This is a genomic window from Meiothermus cerbereus (assembly GCF_051297115.1).
GTDB lineage: Bacteria > Deinococcota > Deinococci > Deinococcales > Thermaceae > Meiothermus > Meiothermus cerbereus_A.
In genome coordinates, this window is record NZ_JBEVAL010000013.1 from 23,062 (window position 1) to 43,063 (window position 20,002).

15 protein-coding genes are annotated in these 20,002 nt (G+C 63.0%); 5 read left to right on the forward strand and 10 right to left on the reverse strand.

Annotation, left to right across the window (positions count from 1 at the left end; all coding sequences use genetic code 11):
• Position 1: 1 nt before the first annotated feature.
• The 7 genes from ABWU19_RS04565 to ABWU19_RS04595 all read right to left on the reverse strand — a co-directional run bounded on the left by ABWU19_RS04565 (position 2) and on the right by ABWU19_RS04595 (position 9,954).
• The gene (locus ABWU19_RS04565; protein WP_435900582.1) at positions 2–1,654 is read right to left on the reverse strand and encodes an AMP-binding protein; all 1,653 of its coding nucleotides are present in this window, start codon (positions 1,652–1,654) and stop codon (positions 2–4) included.
• Positions 1,651–2,913 (reverse strand): acyl-CoA dehydrogenase family protein, encoded by a 1,263-nt coding sequence (locus ABWU19_RS04570; protein ID WP_435900583.1) that lies wholly within the window; start codon positions 2,911–2,913, stop codon positions 1,651–1,653. The genes ABWU19_RS04565 and ABWU19_RS04570 overlap by 4 nt, the downstream gene beginning before the upstream one ends.
• Positions 2,914–3,753: an enoyl-CoA hydratase family protein gene (locus ABWU19_RS04575; RefSeq protein ID WP_435900584.1), complete on the reverse strand. Its 840-nt coding sequence runs from the start codon at positions 3,751–3,753 to the stop codon at positions 2,914–2,916.
• Complete coding sequence (locus ABWU19_RS04580; protein WP_435900585.1) at positions 3,750–4,235, reverse strand: MarR family winged helix-turn-helix transcriptional regulator; 486 nt, start codon at positions 4,233–4,235, stop codon at positions 3,750–3,752. The genes ABWU19_RS04575 and ABWU19_RS04580 overlap by 4 nt, the downstream gene beginning before the upstream one ends.
• Complete coding sequence (locus ABWU19_RS04585; protein ID WP_435900586.1) at positions 4,236–5,006, reverse strand: SDR family NAD(P)-dependent oxidoreductase; 771 nt, start codon at positions 5,004–5,006, stop codon at positions 4,236–4,238. It lies immediately after the preceding gene.
• Positions 5,003–7,330: a bifunctional salicylyl-CoA 5-hydroxylase/oxidoreductase gene (locus ABWU19_RS04590; RefSeq protein ID WP_435900587.1), complete on the reverse strand. Its 2,328-nt coding sequence runs from the start codon at positions 7,328–7,330 to the stop codon at positions 5,003–5,005. Before ABWU19_RS04590 ends, ABWU19_RS04585 begins: the two co-directional genes overlap by 4 nt.
• A 365-nt stretch (positions 7,331–7,695) precedes the next feature.
• The gene (locus ABWU19_RS04595) at positions 7,696–9,954 is read right to left on the reverse strand and encodes a xanthine dehydrogenase family protein molybdopterin-binding subunit (RefSeq protein WP_435900588.1); all 2,259 of its coding nucleotides are present in this window, start codon (positions 9,952–9,954) and stop codon (positions 7,696–7,698) included.
• 60 nt (positions 9,955–10,014) lie between these two features.
• Here ABWU19_RS04595 and ABWU19_RS04600 point away from each other — a divergent pair, with 60 nt between their 5' ends.
• Positions 10,015–10,944 (forward strand): acetamidase/formamidase family protein, encoded by a 930-nt coding sequence (locus ABWU19_RS04600; RefSeq protein ID WP_435900589.1) that lies wholly within the window; start codon positions 10,015–10,017, stop codon positions 10,942–10,944.
• A 56-nt stretch (positions 10,945–11,000) separates the two neighbouring features.
• Here ABWU19_RS04600 and ABWU19_RS04605 read toward each other — a convergent pair whose 3' ends face one another.
• A complete protein-coding gene (locus ABWU19_RS04605) occupies positions 11,001–11,321 on the reverse strand; it encodes a hypothetical protein (protein WP_435900590.1) in 321 nt (106 codons plus the stop codon).
• A gap of 780 nt (positions 11,322–12,101) precedes the next feature.
• Positions 12,102–13,001, reverse strand: a complete 900-nt coding sequence (locus ABWU19_RS04610; RefSeq protein WP_435900591.1) for an AAA family ATPase — start codon at positions 12,999–13,001, stop codon at positions 12,102–12,104.
• Between the two features lie 135 nt (positions 13,002–13,136).
• Between ABWU19_RS04610 and tsaD the strand changes: the two genes are divergently transcribed.
• Positions 13,137–14,117: a tRNA (adenosine(37)-N6)-threonylcarbamoyltransferase complex transferase subunit TsaD gene (gene tsaD / locus ABWU19_RS04615; RefSeq protein WP_435900592.1), complete on the forward strand. Its 981-nt coding sequence runs from the start codon at positions 13,137–13,139 to the stop codon at positions 14,115–14,117.
• Between the two features lie 57 nt (positions 14,118–14,174).
• Here the strand turns inward: tsaD and ABWU19_RS04620 are convergent, their stop codons facing one another.
• Positions 14,175–14,858: a TapB family protein gene (locus tag ABWU19_RS04620; RefSeq protein ID WP_435900593.1), complete on the reverse strand. Its 684-nt coding sequence runs from the start codon at positions 14,856–14,858 to the stop codon at positions 14,175–14,177.
• Positions 14,859–15,061: 203 nt separating this feature from the next.
• Between ABWU19_RS04620 and secA the strand changes: the two genes are divergently transcribed.
• The 3 genes from secA to ABWU19_RS04635 all read left to right on the forward strand — a co-directional run bounded on the left by secA (position 15,062) and on the right by ABWU19_RS04635 (position 19,989).
• Complete coding sequence (secA, locus tag ABWU19_RS04625; protein ID WP_435900594.1) at positions 15,062–18,088, forward strand: preprotein translocase subunit SecA; 3,027 nt, start codon at positions 15,062–15,064, stop codon at positions 18,086–18,088.
• Positions 18,089–18,189: 101 nt separating this feature from the next.
• Positions 18,190–19,065 (forward strand): metallophosphoesterase, encoded by an 876-nt coding sequence (locus ABWU19_RS04630; protein ID WP_435900595.1) that lies wholly within the window; start codon positions 18,190–18,192, stop codon positions 19,063–19,065.
• A gap of 108 nt (positions 19,066–19,173) precedes the next feature.
• The gene (locus ABWU19_RS04635; protein WP_435900596.1) at positions 19,174–19,989 is read left to right on the forward strand and encodes a metallophosphoesterase; all 816 of its coding nucleotides are present in this window, start codon (positions 19,174–19,176) and stop codon (positions 19,987–19,989) included.
• Positions 19,990–20,002: the final 13 nt, after the last annotated feature.

Consider the following 20,002-nt stretch of genomic DNA (forward strand, 5'->3'; position numbering starts at 1 on the left):
CTCAGGATAACCTGCGTGCTTCGGGTAGGTTTGCTGCTTCCTGGCGTAGCACGAAGCGCTGCAACTTGCCGGTCTGGGTGCGCGGCAGACTTTCGCGGAACTCGATAAGCCGTGGATACTTGTAGGGGGCGATTTGCTGCTTCACGAAATCTTGCAGCTCCTTAACCAGCTCGGCGGAGGGGCTCAGGCCCGGTCGCAGCACCACATAGGCCTTCACCACCTGTCCCCGCTCGGGGTCTGGGGCACCCACTACCGCGCACTCCGCCACCGCGGGGTGGAGCAGCAGGGCGTCTTCCACCTCGGGTCCGGCGATGTTGTAGCCTGCCGAGACGATCATATCGTCGCTGCGGGCCTGGTAGACAAAGTAGCCCTGCTCGTCCATCAAGTAGGTGTCCCCGGTGATGTTCCAGCCGTTCTGGACATAGTTGCGCTGTCGTTCGTCGGCCAGGTAGCGGCAGCCGGTGGGGCCCTTTACCGCCAGGCGGCCAATCTGGCCGGGCGGAAGGGGGTTGCCCTCTTCATCCAGTACACAGGCCTGGTAGCCCGGCACGGGCTTGCCGGTGGCCCCTGGCTTGGCCTCTTCCTCGGTGTGGGAGATGAAGATGTGCAGCATCTCGGTGGCCCCGATGCCGTCAATAAGCTCAACGCCGGTGGCTTCCTTCCAGAGGCGGCGGGTAGAAGCCGGCAGGGGCTCGCCCGCCGAGACGCACTTCTTCAGCGAGGAGAGGTCGTACTGCTGGGCCAGGGGCGCCATGGCCCGGTAGGCGGTGGGGGAGGTGAAGACCACGCTGGCCCTGAACTCGGGGATGGCTGCCAGCAAGAGCTCAGGGCTGGCCCGCTCCAGCAGCACGCTGCGGGCCCCGATCCGCATGGGGAAGAGCACCAGGCCACCCAGCCCATAGGTAAAAGCCAGGGGCGGACTGCCGATAAAGACATCCTCCGGGCTGGCCCGCAAGATGTACTTGCCGAAGGTGTCACAGACAGCCAGCAGGTCACGATGAAAGTGCACGCAGCCCTTGGGTTTGCCAGTGGTGCCGGAAGTAAAGGCAATAAGGGCTGCGTCGTCACTGGCGGTGTCTAGGTTGGTAAAAGTGCTGGGTTTGCCTGCTGCCAGGGCCTCGAGCTGCCCCCCCTCGCCCCAGTAGAGCACCTGCTTCAGGCTGGGGCAGCCAGCCCGGGCCTGCTCCAGATCGTCTTTGAATCGGATGTCGCACAGCGCGTGGGAAACCCGGGCTTTTTGTATGACCTCGCTCAGTTCCTTGGCCCGCAGCAAGGGCATGGTGGTCACGACGATGCCCCCGGCTTTCAATACCGCGTACCAGGCGGCCACCAGCAGGGGGTGGTTGGGGGCCCGCAGCAGCACGCGGTTGCCGGGCTCGAGGCCCATATCTTCTACCAGCACGTGGGCCATGCGGTTGGCCTGTTCCAGCAGCGCGCCGTAGCTCAGGCGTAGACCAGGCGACACCAGGCAGGGCCGGTCGGGGTGCTTTAGGGCCATCTGGTCCAGCAGCTCGCTGGCACAGTTAAGCCGCTCGGGAAACTGTAGCTCGGGTAGCTTGAAGATGAGCTCGGGCCAGGCCTCTTTGGGCGGCAGGTTTTCGCGGACAAAACTGTCGCTGTGGGCGGTGTATCCCATGGCAAACCTTCCTTTCATGCTGTAACCCCCTCCGCGCGGTAGGTTTTGAGCAACTCGCGGGCGATGATGAGCTGCTGCACCTCACTGGCCCCTTCGTAGATGCGCAGGGCGCGGATCTCGCGGTAGAGCGACTCCACCACCTGCCCCCGGGTCACACCCAGCCCACCCCACATCTGCAAGGCTGCGTCTATTACCTGCTGGGCATTCTCGGTGGCACAGAGCTTGGCCATGGCGGCCTCTTGCGTAACCTGTCGGCCTTGGTCGCGCAGCCAGGCCGCACGGTAGGTGAGCAGGGCTGCGGCGTCTACCTGGGTAGCCATCTGGGCCAGGCGGGCCTGGGTGAGCTGGAAGTCGGCCAGGGTTTGGCCGAACATGCGCCGCTGGGTCGCACGCTCCAAGGCCTCGTGCAGGGCCCGCCGGGCAAAGCCCAAAGCCGCTGCCGCGACCGAGGTGCGAAAGATGTCCAGGGTCTGCATGGCGATTTTGAAGCCCTGGCCTTCTGTGCCCAGAAGCTGGCTTTTGGCAATGCGGCAGTCTTCAAAAGAGAGCGTGGCCAGCGGGTGCGGCGCCATGACCTCGAGGCGCTGGGCGACCTTGAGACCCGGCGTGTCGGCCTCGAGCACAAAGGCGCTGATGCCCTTGGAGCCCTGGCTACCCGGCGCGCGGGCAAACACCACATAGAAGTCGGCGATGCCGCCGTTGGAGATCCAGGTCTTCCGTCCGTTCAGCACGTAGGTCTGGCCTTCGGGGCGGGCCTCGGTGGTCATGGCCCCCACATCGGAGCCCGCCTCGGGTTCGGAAAGGGCAAATGCGGCGATGTACTCGCCTTTTGCTACCCTGGGCAGGTAATAAGCTTTTTGTTCCGGGGTGCCATGCAAGGTGATGGCGCCCGAGCCCAGCCCCTGCATGGCAAAGGCGAAGTCGGCCAGGCCCTGGTGGTAGGCCAGGGTCTCGCGGATGAGGCAGACAGCGCGGGTGTCTATGGTCTCGTACAGGCCCCCGTAGGCCTGCCCCCCCACTGCGTAGCGTGTCCAGCCTGCCTCGCCCAGCGCCCGCACCAGTTTGCGGCAGGTTTCGTCCACCTGGTGCACGGCGCTTGCTCCGTCCCGAAGGGGTTCGTCCACCTGGTGCACGGCGCTTGCTCCGTCCCGAAGGGGTTCGTCCACATCCTGCGGGTGGTGTGGGGCGAGGTTCTGCGCTGCCCAGGCTTGCAGCTCCAGGGCCAGCTTGCGGTGCTGGGCTTCGAAGAAGGGCCACTCGAGGTGTGCGTGCTGCATTCAATCCCCCTCGAAAACCGGCTTCTCTTTGGTCACAAAGGCCTCGTAAGCCCGGCGGAAGTCCTGGGTGGTCATGCACAGGGCCTGGGCCTGGGCCTCGGCCTCGATGGCCTCGTCTAAGCCCATGCTCCACTCCTGGTGCAGCATCCGCTTGGTCATGGCGTGGGCGAAGGTGGGGCCCTGGGCCAGCTCGAGGGCAAACTGCTGGGCTTCCCCTAGCAGCTGCTCCGGCGCACACAGCCGGTTGAAGAAACCCCAGGCCAGGCCCTCCTCTCCGCTCATGGCCCGGCCCGTGTACAGAAGCTCGGCGGCCCGGCCCTGCCCGATGATGCGCGGCAGCATGGCGCAGGCCCCCATGTCCGAGCCCGCCAGCCCCACCCGACTGAACAGGAAAAGGGTTTTGCTACGGGCAGTGCCAAAGCGGATGTCCGAGGCCATAGCCAGAATGGCCCCGGCCCCCGCACAAACCCCATCCACCGCGCTGATGATGGGCTGAGGGCAGGCCCGCATGGCCCGCACCAGGTCGCCGGTCATGCGGGTGAAGGCCAGCAGGCTGGGGGTATCCATCCGGGTCAGGGGGCCGATGATCTCGTGGACATCGCCGCCCGAGCAGAAGTTGCCCCCGGCCCCGCTGAGCACCACCACCCGCACGTCCTCGGCGTAGGGCAGGGCCCGGAAGAGGTCGCGCAGCTCGGCATAGGACTCGAAGGTCAGGGGGTTTTTGCGCTCGGGCCGGTTCAGGGTGAGGGTAGCCACCCGGCCCTCGACCTGCCAGCGGAAGTGCTGGGCCGGATAGTCGGCCAGGGTACAGGCCCCATCCACCCGCCGCTTCTCTTTCATCGGGTCTCCTTTCCGTTCAGGTGTTGCTTGAGCTTACCCAAAAGGACGTAGAGGGTCTCTTTTTCCTCGCTCGAGAGCCCCTCGAATAGCTCAATTACCCAGCCCTCGTGCACTGCTGCCATCTCCCCAAACAGGCGCCGCCCCTCGGGGGTGAGCTTGACCACAAAGGAGCGCCGGTCGCTGGGATCCACCTCGCGCCGCACCAGACCTTCGGCCTCGAGCTGGTCGGTAATCCCCGTGATGTTGCCGGTGGTCACCATCATGCGCCGCGAGAGTTCGCCCATCCGCAGGCCCTCGGGGTGGCGCTCGAGCTGGGCTAAGAGGTCGAAGCGGGGCAGGGTGGTGTTGAAGTTTTCCCGCAGGCGGCTGCGGATTTTGCCGGTGATGCGGTTGGTGCAGGTGAGCATCCGTAGCCAGAGCTTGATGGCCTGGTGGTGGTCTTTGGCCAGGCGGGTCTCGAGGTCTTTTTCCACCGTGAGCATCTATACCTCTCCTCCTGCAACGGCGATGGCCTGTCCGTTAATGGCTGCCGATTCCGGCAGGCACAGCCACAGCACGGCCTGAGCGACTTCCTGCGGCTCCACCAGCCGCCCCTGGGGGTTGGCTCGAGCCAGCTCAGCCCGTGCCTGGGCGGCGCTCTTCCGGGTCTTCTGCGCAATCTGGGCCAGGCTGGCCTCGAGCAGGTCGGTCTGGGTGTAGCCGGGGCAGACCGCGTTGACGGTGATGTTCTTCCTGGCCAGCTCCAGCGCCAGCGAACGGGTCAGGCCGATCACCCCGTGCTTGGCGGCACAGTAGGCGCTCACGTAGGGGTAGCCCTTGAGTCCGGCGGTGCTGGCGATGTTGACGATGCGGCCCCAGCCCGCCCCCAGCATTCCCGGCAGCGCGGCCTGGGTGCACAAAAACGTTCCGGTCAGGTTCACCGCCAGCATCCTTTCCCATAGCCCCAGGTCGGTGCGGGCGAAGGGCTGGCTCTCGGCCTGTCCGGCGTTGTTGACCAGGATCGCCACCTCCCCCAAAGCGGCCCTTGCGCCCGCAAAGGCCCGCTGCACCTGCGCGGGGTCGGAGACGTCGCAGACTTCCACATGGACTTGAGCTTCCAGCTTGCCGGCTTGGGCCTCCAGCTGCGCCCGGTTGCGCCCCATCAGCGTTAGCCTGGCCCCGGCCTGGGCCAAAGCCGCCGCGGTGGCGGCCCCAATGCCGCGCCCGGCGCCGGTCACCACGGCGTGTTTTCCCGCGAGCGACTCTGTGTTCATCGGATGGCCAGCTCCTCGGCCCGCTCGAGCGAGGCCCGGGCCAGGTTGCGCTCGAGCTGGCTCTTGCCCGATAGGTACTGCTTGGGCCAGCCTATTTCGGTGTAACCCAGCCGCGCGGCCTGGTGCAGGGTCCAGTGGGGGTCGGCCAGGTGGGGCCGGGCGATGGCGCACAGGTCGGCCCGCCCCGCGGCGATGATGGAGTTCACATGGTCGGCCTCGTAGATGGCCCCCACCGCCATGGTGGCGATGCCCACCTCGTTGCGGATGCGGTCGGCGAAAGGCGTTTGGTACATGCGCCCGTACACCGGCCTGGCCTGGCGGGTGGTCTGCCCCGAGGAGACGTCGATCAGGTCGCACCCGGCCTCTTTGAACAGACGGGCGATCTCTACCGCGTCGTCGGGGGTGTTGCCGCCGGGGGCCCAGTCGTGGGCGGAAATCCGCACCGAGATCGGCAGGTGCTCCGGCCAGACCGCACGCAAAGCCCGGAAGACCTCGAGGGGGTAGCGGCAGCGGTTCTCCAGGCTCCCGCCATACGCGTCGGTGCGGTGGTTGGTGAGCGGGCATATGAAGGCCGAGAGCAGGTAGCCGTGGGCACAGTGCAGCTCGAGCCAGTCGAAGCCCGCCTCCACCCCCCACTCGGCAGCCCGCACAAAGTCGGCCTTGACCCGCTCCATGTCTTCTGGGGTCATCGCGTGGGGGGTCTGGTTGTGGGGGCCGTAGGGGATGGGCGAGGGGGCCAGCAGCGGCCAGTTGCCTTCCGGCAGGGGCTCGTCCTGGGCCTCCCAGCCCAGCTGGGTTGAGCCTTTGGGCCCGGCGTGCCCCAGCTGCAGCCCGATCTTGGCATCGCTGTGCTGGTGCACGAAGTCCACGATGCGTTTGTAAGCTAGCATATGCGCTTCGCTGTACAGCCCCGCACAGCCGGGGGAGATGCGACCGTCGGGCGAGGGTGCGGTCATCTCGCTGAAGACCAAAGCGGCCCCACCCAAAGCCCGCGCCCCCAGGTGCACCAGGTGGAAGTCGTTCACCAGCCCATCTTTGGCCGAGTACATGGCCATGGGCGAGACCACCACCCGGTTTTTGAGGGTGAGGCCCCGCAGCCTGAAGGGGGTGAACATGGGCGGAATGGGGCGGGCGGGCAGGCCGGATTTCTGCGCCAGCCAGGTCTCGTAGCCCTCGAGGTACTTGCGGTCGCGCAAGCGCAGGTTCTCGTGGGAGATGCGCTGGGAGCGGGTGAGCAGGCTATAGGCAAACTGCTCGGCTTCAAAGTGGCTGTAGCGCTCCACGTTCTCGAACCACTCGGTGGAGTTGCGGGCGGCGTTTTGCAGCTTGAGCACCTCTATCTGCCGCACCTCCTGGTAGGTTTCCAGCACCTCCCTGAGCTGGGCCGGGGTATCGCCCAGCCGCTCGAAGGTGCGGGCCAGCTCGATGGCGTCCTCCAGGGCCAGCTTGGTGCCGCTGCCAATCGAGAAGTGGGCGGTGTGGGCAGCGTCGCCCATCAACACCACCGGCACCTTGCCGTTCCAATGCACCCATTTCTGGCAGACCACCCGGGGGAACTTGATCCAGATGGCCGAGCCCCGCAGGTGGGCCGCGTTGGACATCAGCCGGTGCCCGCCCAGGTGCCTGGCGAAAAGCCGTTCGCAAAAAGCGATGCCCTCCTCCTGGCTCATCTTGTCCAGGCCCGCCTCGAGCCAGACCTCTTCGGGTGTTTCCACGATAAAAGTCGAGGTGTGCGGGTCAAACTGATAGGCGTGGGCCTGGAACCAGCCCCATTCGGTTTGTTCAAAGGCAAAAGTGAAGGCCGGAAAGGGCTGGTGGGTGCCCAGCCAGACGAAGCGGCACTTACGCAGTTCAATGTCGGGCTGATAGGTGGGTTCATACTTTTTGCGGATGCGGCTGTTGATGCCATCGGCGGCGATGACCAGATCGGCCTTGTACTCCCTGGCAATGGCTTCATCGTCGGTGACCTCGGTCTGGAAGACCAGGTGAACCCCCAGCTCCAAACAGCGGTTTTGCAGAAAGTTGAGGAGCTTTTTACGGCCAATCCCGATAAAGCCGTGCCCCCCAGACCGGATAACCCGGCCCTTGAAGTGCACCTCGAGGGCGTCCCAGTGGTGGAAGGCCCGGCTAATCTGGAGGTAGCTGGGGTAGTCGGCTTTTTCCAGGTTGCCCAGGGTCTGGTCGGAGAAGACCACCCCCCAGCCGAAGGTATCGTCCGGGCGGTTGCGCTCGAGCACCGTGATCTGGTGGGCGGGGTTTTGCTTTTTCATCAGCAAGGCAAAGTAGAGCCCGGCTGGCCCACCGCCGATGCAAACTATCCTCACCGCCGCCTCCATACCGCTGTTAGCTGGTTAGCCCTCTGGCTTTTATTCATGGTTGCTCCGCTTTTGTTTTAGAACTAAAATATTTAGCTCTAAGATAAAAGGGTGTAAGCCGGATTACAAAAGATTTGACCCGTTAGCCTCAAGCAGTTACCGGAAGCTACCCAGGAGGCCGGCTGAGCCTGTCGAAGTCGGCTGCCACACCGGGTAAAACCGGTAAGCGGTCAAAGCATGAGCTATCGCACTCTTCACAGGCGTGGCTTCCCATCCGGGAGGAAACTGTGCTGTGCAGAACAAAGCAATCAAGTTGTAAGCAGCTCAATCAAGTTGTAAGCAGCTCAATACTTGTGAAGAGCGCTCTAGCTGGGTTATCGCTGAAGGGCTCGCCAGACCTTCTCCGGGGTGAGGGGCATATCCAGGTGGGCGATGCCCAGGGCGTCCATCACCGCATTGACCACCGCCGGAGTGGCCGCAATGGCCCCGGCCTCGCCCACACCCTTCACGCCCAGGGGGTTGGTGGGGGAGGGGGTCTGGTGGTGGTGTGGCTCTATAGGGGGAATCTGGTCGGCTTTGGGCAGGGCGTATTCCAGGTAGTTGGCGGTGCGGTTCTGTCCTTCCTGGTCGTAGACGATGCCCTCGAGCAAAGCCTGCCCGATACCCTGGGCGATGCCGCCGTGCTGTTGGCCCTCGAAGAGCAGCGGGTTCACCACCACCCCGCAGTCGTCGACCGCGATGTAGCGCAGAAGGCGTACCTGGCCGGTCTCGGGGTCTACCTCGACCACGGCCAGGTGGGCCCCAAAGGGGTAGTTGGCCTCCTTGAGGGAGAAACTGGCGTGGCCCTCGAGGCCTGGCTCCAGACCCGCTGGCAGCTTGCGGGGGTTGAAGGCAGCAGCAAGAATCTGCTCGAGTCCAACCGCTTTTTCGGTGCCGCGCACCCCCCAGCCCTGCTCGAGCAGCTCGATGTCTTCGGGGGCAGCCTCGAGGAGGTGGGCCGCGATGCGAACCATTTTGTCGCGTACCAGGTCGGCGGCCTTCAGCACCGCCGAGCCCCCCACCGAGAGGGTGCGGCTGCCCGCCGTGCCCATGCCATAGGGAATAGCCAGGGTATCGCCCTGCACCACGCGGATGCGCTCGGGCAAAAGGCCCAGCCGCTCGGCCACAATCTGCACGAAGGCGTTCTGGGTGCCCTGGCCGTGGGGCGAGGTGCCGGTGAAGACCACCGCGCTGCCATCGGGATTTATCCGCACCCCGGCGGTGTCCCAGCCATAGCCGGTAATTTCGACGTAGCTGCAAAGCCCCAGGCCCACCAGGCGGCCCTGGCTTCTGGCCTGGGCCTGCTCGGCCCGAAGCGCTGGGTAGTTGCTTACTTCTAGCAGTTTGTCCAGCACCTCGGCGTAGGCCCCAGAGTCGTATTTGGCCCCGGTGCGGGTTTTGTAGGGGAAGGGGCCGCCGATGAAGTTTTTGCGGCGAATCTCGGCGGGGTCTAGGCCCAGCTCGCGCGCGCCCATGTCCATCAGGCGCTCCAGGTAATAGGTGGCCTCGGGCCGCCCGGCCCCCCGGTAGGCCCCGGTGGGGGTGGCGTTGGTGTAGACGCCCAGGAGCTCGAGCTCCAGCGCAGGAATCTCGTAGGGGCCCTGCAGCATCAGGATGGTGCCAGGGGCGTTGCCCAGGGTGGTCTCGAGGGCATAGGCCCCCAGGTCGGCCAGCACCCGCCCCCGCAGCCCCAAAATTTTTCCTTCGGCATCGAAAGCCATCTCCAGCTCGGCCACCTGGGCCCGCCCGTGGATGGTGGCATTAAAGCTCTCGCCGCGCCCCTCCACCCAGCGCACGCTCTGGCCCAGCTGTCGGGCCAGGTAGGCCACCAGGATTTCTTCGGGGTAGACGTTTATTTTGGCCCCAAAGGCCCCGCCCACATCCGGGGTGATGACCCGCACCTGGTTCTCGGCCAGCCCCAGCCTTTCGGCTACCGCACTGCGCAGGTCGTGGGGCATCTGGGTGCTCGACCAGAGCGTGAGGGCCTCGCGGATGCCGTCCCAGCTGGCCAGAACGCCCCGAGGCTCCATCGCGCTGGGGGCTACCCGCTGCTGTACTAGCCGCCCGCGTACCACCTTGTGGGCCTGGGCAAAAGCCGGGGCCACCTCACCCGCTACGGTCTTGCGCGTGAGGGCGATGTTGCTCTGCAGGTGGGGGTGGATGGCCGGGGCTTCCTGGGCTTGCAGCAGCTCAGGATAGGCCGGAAGGGGTTCGTAGTCCACAAACACCTGCTGGGCTGCATCCTGGGCCAGGGCCTCGGAAGTCGCCAGCACGGCCACCACCGGCTCTCCCACGTACCGCACCCGCTCACGGGCCAGCAGCGGATGCAAAACGCCCTGGGCATCGCGCGGCAGCGAGGCCGGGGCAAAGAGCTCGGGAAGGTCGCTCGAGGTATACACCCCCACCACGCCCGGTAGTTTTGTGGCTTCGGAGGCATCTACCGAGACCAGCCGGGCGTGGGCATAGGGGCTTCGCACCAGGGCCAGGTGCAGCAGATGCTCGGACTTCACGTCGGCCAGGTACTGCCCCTGGCCCCGCACCAGCTTGCCGTCCTCCAGGCGCTTCATGGGTTGACCGATGTAGCGGTTCGACATGAGGTTATGTTACCCACAAATCCCAGAAGAATGTGGATTGGGGCGTATGCTGGGGGTGCTATGCCCACGCACACCTTTGAACCCACCCACTATCACCACACCCTTGCTGCTCACCCCCCAGTGCTTCACATTGCGCCAGGCGATACGGTACGAACCAGCTGTGTGGATGCGGCGGGTCAGGATCGGAACCTGCAGCAGGTAACCCCCAGGGGTAACCCCGTGACCGGGCCTTTTTACGTCGAAGGGGCTATGCCGGGCGATACCCTGGTGGTACGGCTGGAACAGCTCAGGCCAAACCGTAACCAAGCCTGGTCGGGGGCAGTCCTGGCCGCCAATGTAGTCGACCCCGAGGATGTGCCTGTGCTGGCCCAGGCCCGGGGTTCCGGGCGCTGGCTGGACTGGGAGGTGGACCTTGCGAGCAATACCGCACGGCTGCGTTCGACGGTGAGGGGCTTGGAGGGCCTCGAGCTCCCGCTGGAGCCCATGCTGGGCTGCTTTGGGGTGGCGCCTGGCCAGGGCCAGGCCATCTCCACCGCTACCTCTGGGCCGCACGGTGGCAACATGGACTACCGGGGGTTCAAAGAGGGAGTCACGGCTTATTTTCCTGTGCAGGTGGAAGGGGCCCTGTTTTTCCTTGGCGATGGACACGCCTTACAGGGAGACGGCGAAATTGCCGGAACCGGCATTAAAATTTCCATGGACGTGCAGTTTTCGGTAGACCTCATCAAAGGCCAGCATATCCGCTGGCCCAGGGGAGAGGATGCGGAGTACATCTTTACCGTGGGCAACGCCCGACCCCTCGACCAGTGTGTGCAGCACGCTACCAGTGAGATGCTGCGCTGGCTCACCACCCAGTACGGGCTGGATATTCAGGGGGCCTCGCAACTGATGGGCCAGTGTGTGCGCTACGATCTAGGCAACGTCTTCGATCCGGCCTACACCATGGTCTGCAAAATGCCCAAGAGGCACCTGGAGCACTTGCCGGGCTGACCGAATAGGTTGGTCTAATAGCCTTTGGCTGGTGACGCTGCGTAACCGCGTATGAGTTACGTTGATTCACGCAACTCTAGTTTGAGTCCAAACCAGCTCACTGCGAAGCCAATAGAAACGCCCAGCACTATAACTCCAACCAAAGGCCAGAGGCTGAGCCCAGCCTGCTGAAATAACAAAATTGTTCGAATCAGCCACAAGGCCCCCAGCATCGCAAAAGTGATGTACATGCTATTGAGATAGCGGTATCCACCCCAGGACTTTATGTTAGGAGTGAGCCTAAAGGCCAGGCCCATGCCAACAAGCAAAGCGCCGGTTGCTGCAAGAAGAAACTCTCTTTTTGCGTAATCCAGATAGGAGCTAAACACGTCGGACACCAGAAGCATGAAAAGGACCATTATCAGGTTTGGGAGAGACCTTCGGAGTTTCATATTTACCGACCCCCCTAACCACATCCACAGACGACTTCACAGACATATTCACTCGTGAGTATGCAAAAAACGACCAACCCTTTCATCTTCTTCCCTCCTTCGCTTCCAGCGCCAGAACCACTTGCTCGAGGTCGCTGCGATAGCCCATGCCCATGCACTTTATCCCGATAGCGTAATTTCAGCGCCCTCTGGTTAAAACCAGCGCGAGAACTGCGATGGCAGTGGGAACAACCCAGTCCCATGCGGGGACTAACCAGCCTACCCCTATTCCCAGTGCTACTCCTGCGGCCATATAACCAGCAGCTTTCAGGCGCAAGTATGGCGGTAGTAGGAGAAGCAAGATAATAAAACCCAGGATGCCCGGAATAATAGGCGTGGCCTCGCTCAGAGAGCGACCCCCAACGAAGTAGCCGTACATAGTTACCAAGAGCCCATATAGCGTGTCACGAACTTTCAGAACTCCCTCCTCGTTGTGTGGCATTGCGTAGTTGAGCATTGCTAAGCCACAGCCAGACTTCTACCGAACCTCAAAAGACCATTTGGTTTCTTCTCTTTATCTTCAGTGTACAGGCTTGCGGTGGCCTTGCAGATGAGAAATTTGGTCACGGGCCCTAACGGTAAAACGAGCGCCAGGGCGCCCTTACAGGGCACCTCTAACCTGGGTCTCGATTACGCAAGGGTTTTACGCCGATAGCCGGGTACTCCGCGAAAAAGCTCAATATGGCATTACTTGGGCATGGTGCGGCGCAGCAGATCCTGGATAATCTGGGCTACCTGAACGCCCTCGAACTGGGCCTCTTCGGTCAGGAGCAGGCGGTGGGAAAGGGCGGGCCTGACGGCGCTGCGCAGGTCTTCCCAGTCGAGGTGGGCGCGGCCCTCGAGGTAGGCCAGGGCTTTTGCCAGAGCCAGCCAGGCCTTGGCCCCACGGGGTGAGAGCCCCATGCGCAGGTGCTTCTCTTCGTTGGCGAGCTGCGCGGTGTTGGCAATGGCCTCGAGGGCGGGCTGGCTGACCACCACCTGCTGCGCTTCGGCGCGGGCTACCAGCAGGTCCAGCCCTTCCACCGGCTGGGGAGCCGCAGGTTCTTCCGAAAGAATCCTGATCCAGGTGGTTCTGGGCGGGGCCTGGACGGTAACCTTGGCCATAAAGCGGTCGAGCTGGGCCTCGGGCAGGGGGTAGGTGCCCTCGAGCTCCAGCGGATTCTGCGTGGCCAGCACCAAAAAAGGCTCGGGCAGGGAATAACGGGTTCCGCTCACCGTCACGCCCCGCTCCTGCATGGCTTCCAGCAGGGCCGACTGGGTCTTGGGGGTGGCCCGGTTGATTTCATCTGCCAATACCACCTGGGCGAATATAGGCCCCCGACGAAAAACAAACCGCCCGTCCTCCAGGATCTCGGTTCCGGTCACATCGGCGGGCAGCAGGTCCGGGGTGAACTGAATGCGGCGGTAGGAAAGGCCACTGGCTTCGGCAAAGGCCCTGGCCAGGAGGGTTTTTCCCAGCCCCGGTAGCCCTTCCAGAAGCGCGTGTCCGCCCGCAACGGCAGTCGCCAGCAGTTCGCGGATGACCTGCTCCTGCCCGAAAAGAACGGTCTTGAGAGAAGTTTCCAGGGCTTTGAGGGTAGCTCGCACAAGGCTGAGTATAGCTGGTACGGGCTTTGCAGAAATGCAAGGCTGCTGGAAATTGTGTATGCGTGGCTAAACCCAGAGTGCCCGGGGTCGGGTGTTGATTTGACCTTTGGAGCTACGGGGGCCACAATTGGGTTTGTGTGGATTCTGGGTATCGATACCTCCTGCGACGATACCGGTGTGGGCCTGGTGTGCGATGGGAGTGTGGTGGTCAACCTGGTGGCCTCGCAAACCCTGCTACACCAGCGCTACGGGGGGGTGGTGCCCGAACTGGCCTCGAGGGAACACACCCAGGTGATTGATGGTCTGGTACAGCAGGCCCTGGCCCAGGCGGGCATCGGGGTATCCGACCTCGACCTGATTGCCGCGACCCGGGGGCCAGGCTTAATCGGGGCCTTGCTGGTGGGCTACACCTACGGCAAGGGGCTGGCCTTTGCCCTGGGAAAGCCTTTTGTGGCGGTGCACCACCTCGAGGGCCACATCTACGCGGCGCTGGCCGAGCACCAAGGGGTCGAGCCGCCTTTTCTGGCTTTGATTGCCTCCGGCGGCCATACCCATTTGTTCGAGGTGCCTGCCTGGGGGACCTACCGGCTGCTGGGGGCCACCCTGGATGACGCCGCAGGCGAGGCTTTCGACAAGTCGGCCCGCCTACTGGGGCTGGGCTATCCGGGAGGGCCTGAAATCGAAAAACTTGCCCAGCAAGGTGATGCCAGCAAGGTTCCACTCTCAGTACCGCTCCAGGGTCAGGAGGGTTTGGCCTTTAGCTTCTCGGGACTGAAAACGGCTGTGGCCAGGGCTTTAGAGAAAGGCTATGCCCCGGCCGATATTGCCGCCAAGTTCCAGCAGGTTGTGGTTGAGCACATTGTGCAGGTCGTGACCAGGGCGGCCCAGCATACGGGTCTCACCACCTTGCTGGTAACCGGAGGGGTGGCGCAGAATGCCACGCTCAAGGCCCGCTTGCAGGCAGCAGGCCTTCGGCTACTTTTCCCCCCTAAGGGACTTGCCACCGATAACGGCGCCATGATTGCCCTGGCGGCCTGGCGTACCCGCTCGCACAACCCGCCAAGTGAGTTAAGCCTTCCGGCTGCGGCCTACCTGCCCCTGAGCAACCCTGCCTGAAGCCTTCGGCAGCTCTCAATGCTGCCGTGTATTTACGTGCTGGGTGGGGCACTGCCCTCACTTGCGCAAAGCCACCAGCTCGGTAACGGTTTCGCCGTCGCGGGTTTTCTGGATGTTCTTGACCAGGCCCACATTCTCGGCGTACCAGCTCGTGCCCTGGCTTTCGAAATTAAGCGGTATGCTCAGCGGCCCGGTGCTGGCCCGTATCCGGGTTAAAAAGGTGGTTTGCAGCTTGTAGGCCATAAAGCGGCCTGCGGGGGTGGTGATGGTTTCCCGGGCCACCACCCGGTAGGTGGTCTCGAGGGTGCCACTAACCTGGAAGCGCAAAGGGCCCTGCTGCCCATTACCCCGTATCTCCAGTACCAGCTTCCAGCTGCTGCCAATGCCCCAGCGGTCATAGTCAGGGATGGCCACGCCAGTTACCTTTACTACGTCCAGGTCGTAGCTGATGGGCTGTGCTCCGGCTTCTACACGTCCGCCGCCCTGGGTGCCAAAGTCTGCTGGAGCGATGCCCTCGGGGGTACAGCGGTAGGTGGTTTCTTCCTTTCCGCTTGGGCCCTGGCGCACCTGGATAAAGCCGCTATCGGTGATGCTGGTTTTGCGGATCGAATACGTGCTCGAGCGTTCGCCCGTTACCCGGTACTGCCACTCCCAGCCAGGGCGGGCGGGGGAGAAGGGCTGGTCGCAAAGCTGGGCCAGGGCTGAGCTGCCCAGCAGCAGGGCCAACGTCAGGGTGCGCATGCCTCTAGTTTATGCCTACTGCCGTGCGCCAGGCCGGGATTTTCCTTGAAGCTGCACTTTTACCCTTGCCCCTCGCCCAATAGCCTGCTTTGGCTGGTTTCTTTCTGACAACAAAACGCCAGATGTTTGGATGCTTTCGGCTGGGGCGCAGGCAGGAGACTGCGAGCTATTCTCATTCAGACAGGGTACAATCGCACTTGGTTATGCTGGCCTGGATTAATAAGCTTTTAGATAACAACGAACGCAAGGTGGCTCGCTACTGGAAAGAAGTGGTAGCCCCGGTAAATGCCCTCGAGGATGAGGTTTCGCGCATTGACAACCTGGCTGCAGAGTACGCCAAGCTGCGTGAAGCCTATCAAAACGGCAGCAGCCTGGACGAACTGCTCCCCAGAGCTTTTGCGCTAACCCGTGAGGCCTCCAAACGTTTCCTGGGCCTGCGCCACTACGACGTGCAGCTCATTGGGGGTGCGGTTTTGCATGAGGGCAAGATCGCTGAAATGAAAACCGGGGAGGGCAAAACCCTGGTGGCTACCCTGGCTGTTGCGCTCAATGCCATTACCGGCAAAGGGGTACACCTGGTCACGGTTAACGACTACCTGGCCCGGCGCGACGCTGAGTGGATGGGGCCCATCTACAAGGGGCTGGGCCTGACGGTAGGGGTGGTGCAGAACCACTCCACCCCTGATGAACGCCGTCAGGCCTACTTGTGCGACGTGACCTACGTGACCAACAGCGAACTCGGCTTCGACTATCTGCGCGACAACATGGCGGTGGCCCCGGAGCAACTGGTGCTGCGCCACGACACCCCCCTGCACTACGCCATCATTGACGAGGTGGACTCAATTCTGATCGACGAGGCCCGTACCCCCCTGATCATCAGCGGTCCCGCCGAAAAAGCCACCGATATGTATTACCGCATGGCCGAGATTGCCAAGAAGCTCGAGCGTGGGGAAAAGCCTCCCGTGGGCACCAAGGGCGAACCCACCGGTGACTACACCATCGAAGAAAAACAAAAGGCCGTGCACCTGACCCTGCAAGGCATTGCCAAGGCCGAGAAGCTCTTGGGGGTGGAGGGGCTGTTCAACACCGAGAACATGGAACTGGCCCATATGCTGACCCAGGCTATCCGGGCCAAAGAGCTGTACTTCATCGACCGGGAATACATCGTGCAGGACGGTCAGGTTATCATCGTGGACGAGTTTACGGGCCGCTTGCAGCCGGGCCGTCGGTTTGGTGAAGGGCTGCACCAGGCCATCGAAGCCAAAGAAGGGGTCAAAATCGAGCGCGAGAACCAGACCCTGGCGACTGTGACCTATCAGAACTTCTTCCGCCTCTTCGAGAAGACCGCGGGCATGACCGGTACGGCCAAGACCGAAGAGAAGGAGTTCCAGGAAATCTACGCCATGGATGTGGTGAGCATCCCTACCAACCGCCCGGTCATTCGCCAGGACTACTCCGACGTGGTCTATCGCTCGGAGAAGGGCAAGTTCTTTGCGGTGGTGGAGGAAATTGCCGAAAAGTACGAGAAGGGGCAGCCGGTCTTGGTGGGCACCATCTCGGTAGAGAAGTCTGAGCGGCTTTCGGCCATGCTTAAAGACCCCCGCCACTATCTACCCCGCCTGGAGGCCAGAGCTAAGGCCCTGTCCAAAGCCATTGAGAAGCAGACTGGCCCCGAGTGGGATCGGCTCAAGAAAGCCCTCGAGCGCCCCGGTGCCCTGCGCGACAGTGAGCTCGAGCAACACGAGTCCACCATTCCCGCTAAGGGCAATATCCGTGTGGCCTGGGATTACCTCAAAAAAGCGGTGCATACCCTGGAGCGCATCCGCAAGGGCATCCCCCACCAGGTGTTGAACGCCAAGTACCACGAAAAAGAATCGGAAATCGTGGCCCAGGCCGGTCGCAGCAAGACCATCACCATCTCCACCAACATGGCCGGGCGCGGTACCGACATCAAGCTGGGGGGCAACGCCGAGTACCTGGCCGCCGACCTGCTGCGCAAGGAGGGCCTCGAGCCCCGCGCGGAGTGGCGCGTTGAACTGTTTATCAAAAAACTGGTGCAGGGCGACGAGGAGGGGGCCCTTAAGCTGGCTGCCGAAATTGGGATACGCCAGTCGGTGATTGACGAGATTCGCCGGCTGCGCGATACCTGCGCTGCCGACGAGGTGCGGGTCAAGGAGCTGGGCGGCCTGCACATCATCGGTACCGAGCGGCACGAGTCGCGCCGCATTGATAACCAGTTGCGCGGTCGGTCGGGCCGCCAGGGCGACCCCGGCAGCAGCCGCTTCTATGTCTCCTTCGACGACGACCTGATGCGCCTGTTTGCTTCCGAGCGCGTTGTTGCCATGCTCGACCGGATGGGCTTCGACGACTCCGAGCCCATTGAAAACCAGATGGTCACACGCTCCATCGAGCGCGCCCAGAAGCGCGTAGAGGACCGCAACTTCGACATCCGCAAGCAGCTTTTGCGGCTTGACGAAGTAATGGCCCGCCAGCGTGAGGTGGTGTATGCCCAGCGTCGCAACGTGCTGTTGGGCAGCGACGAGGTGGTGCGCGAGGGGGCCCTGGCCATGATTGAAGACACCGTGGATGCGGTGGCCGCCAACTACCTCAACCCCCAGCAGCACCCCGACGACTGGGACATCGAGGGCCTGCGCTCGAGCCTGGTCGACTACATCCCGGCCCTCAAAGACTTCGACTTTGAAGGCTTACGCAAACTCAAGGCCGAGGAGGGGCTGGAGCGCCTGGTAGAAGCTGCCCGTGCCGCCTACGAGGCCCGCGAGGCCGAGCTTAACCGCCAGGGTCCAAACCTGATGCGGGCGGTGGAGCGCTTTGTAACCCTGCAGGTAGTGGACAATGCCTGGAAGGAGCACCTGCACAGCATGGACGTGCTCAAGCAGGGTATTTTTTTGCGCGGCTACGGCCAGCGCGACCCCTTCCAGGAGTACAAGCTCGAGGGCACGCGCTTCTTCAACGAGATGATCGCGGGCATCAAGAGCGAGGTTACCAAGTTCCTTTTCCGCTTGCAGGTTGAGGTGAACCAGCAGCCCACCCCGGCTTCCAGGGCCGAGGGGGTCGAGTACAGCGGCTCTGGGGAGGCGGCTTTGCCACAGGCCAGCCGCGACCCCTTTACAGTGCGCCGCCAGCAAAAAGCCGCCTCGGCCTACTCCGGTTTGAGCCGTGCGGAGCGCCGCCGGCTCGAGCGAGAAGAAAAAAAGAAAAATAAGGGATAGCCCAGGATGCCCACCGCAAGCCGGCTGAAGGGGCTTCAGGCTTACCGCTACGCTCTGAAAAAGACAAACGCGGCCTGGTTTCGGGCGTACACTGAGGTGTAATGCTGACCCGACGGCGTTTCCTGACCCTGCTGGGCTGGGCAGGCCTGGGCCTGACCGGCACCGGGGGGCTTGCGGTCAGCGCTTCCTACCGATTTGAAGTTATTCGCCACCGGCGGGTGTTGCCAGGGTTGGAACGGCCCCTGCGGGTTGTTCAGCTAAGCGACCTGCATTATGGCCCCTGGGTACGTGCAGCCTCGTTGCGGGCCTGGGTACAGGCGGCCAATGCCCTGAACCCCGACCTGGTCGTCATCACCGGCGATCTGATCGATTCCGGGCTGCGCCTGGACGGGCTCAAGGGACTTTACCGGGCGCTCACCCCCGATTTCGAGCAGTTGTCGGCTGCGCTCGGTATGTTGCGGGCATCCCTGGGGGTGTACGCCATCTGGGGCAACCACGACAACGGCCAGCCCGCAGTTAAGCGCTACCTGAGCCAGCAGTTGCCTAAACACGGCGTAACCGTGCTGACCAACCAGGGCTTGTGGGCTCGAGACGACCTTTACCTGAGTGGGGTGGACGACTACTGGGCCGAGGAGGCCAACCCCAGCGTCTCGCTAAAGGGCTATCGAAAGGGTAAGGCCAGCCTGGCCCTGGCCCATAACCCCGATTTTTGGGACTACTACCAGGGTTTGCCGGTAGATCTGGTTTTGAGCGGCCATACCCACGGGGGTCAGGTGTACCTGCCGGGCATTGGGGCCCCCTGGACGCCATCGAAATATAAACAGCGCTATCTGGCGGGATGGTACGAGAAAGGCCCTGGTTCTGGGCGTGCTCCGGTCTGGGGTTATGTTTCGCGGGGGCTGGGTACTTCGGTACTGCCGCTGCGACTAAACGCCCCTGCCGAGCTGGTGCTGTTTGAATTCACACCAGAAGCCTGAAGGCCCAGCCCCGGCGCTAGCGAGCAAAGCTGCCTGGCGTTCACACCCCTGCTCGCTGCTTTGAGGAAAAGCAAATCAAGCAGAGGTTTTATCAGTTAGGATATCGGGGTGATCCTCGGCTATAACTTCGCAGTCCAGCAGTACCGGCGGCCCTTGCGGGGTTTATCGGCCCCTTTACGGGTGGCCCATCTTTCCGACCTGCATATTGGTTTCTTTATGCGCCAGGGCTCGGTAAGGCGCTGGGTGGATGCCACCCTGGCCGCGCGCCCCGATCTGATTGTGATTACGGGCGACCTTACCGACGCGGACCTCGAGCACCAGGTGCTGCCGACTTTGTCCGAACTCGAGCGGCTCAAAGCCCCTTTGGGAACCTGGGCGGTCTGGGGCAACCACGACTACCGCTTTAGTGGCTACCAGGCCAGATACCCTACGCAAAACGGGTTACCCAGAAGGTCTAAGGCGAACCCTCCGCGGGTGCCCATGCTGCCCCCGGTGGAACTAGAAAAGCGCCTGCAAGAGCTGGGAATCAGCTTTTTGCACAATGCTGGCGTGCAGTTGCGGGACGACTTATTTCTGGCCGGCGTCGAGGACCTGTGGCACGGCGAGCCCAGCGCAGAGCAAGCCTTGGCCCATTACAACAGCCCCTCAGCCTGCCTGCTCATCTGCCACAACCCCGACTACCTCTACCAGGTGCCCCGGTCGGTTGACCTGGCCCTGTGCGGCCACACCCACGGGGGGCAGGTTGTGCTGCCATGGTACGGCCCTGTCTTTACTTCCTCGCTTTACGGGCAGAAGTTTGCGGGCGGCTGGGTAGACGACCCTATTCCGGCCTTTATCTCGAGGGGCCTGGGCCTTTCCACTGCACCCATTCGGGTGGCCTGCCCGGCCGAGCTGGTGATTCACCATTTTGAACCGCTTGGGTAATACCATCAGCTCA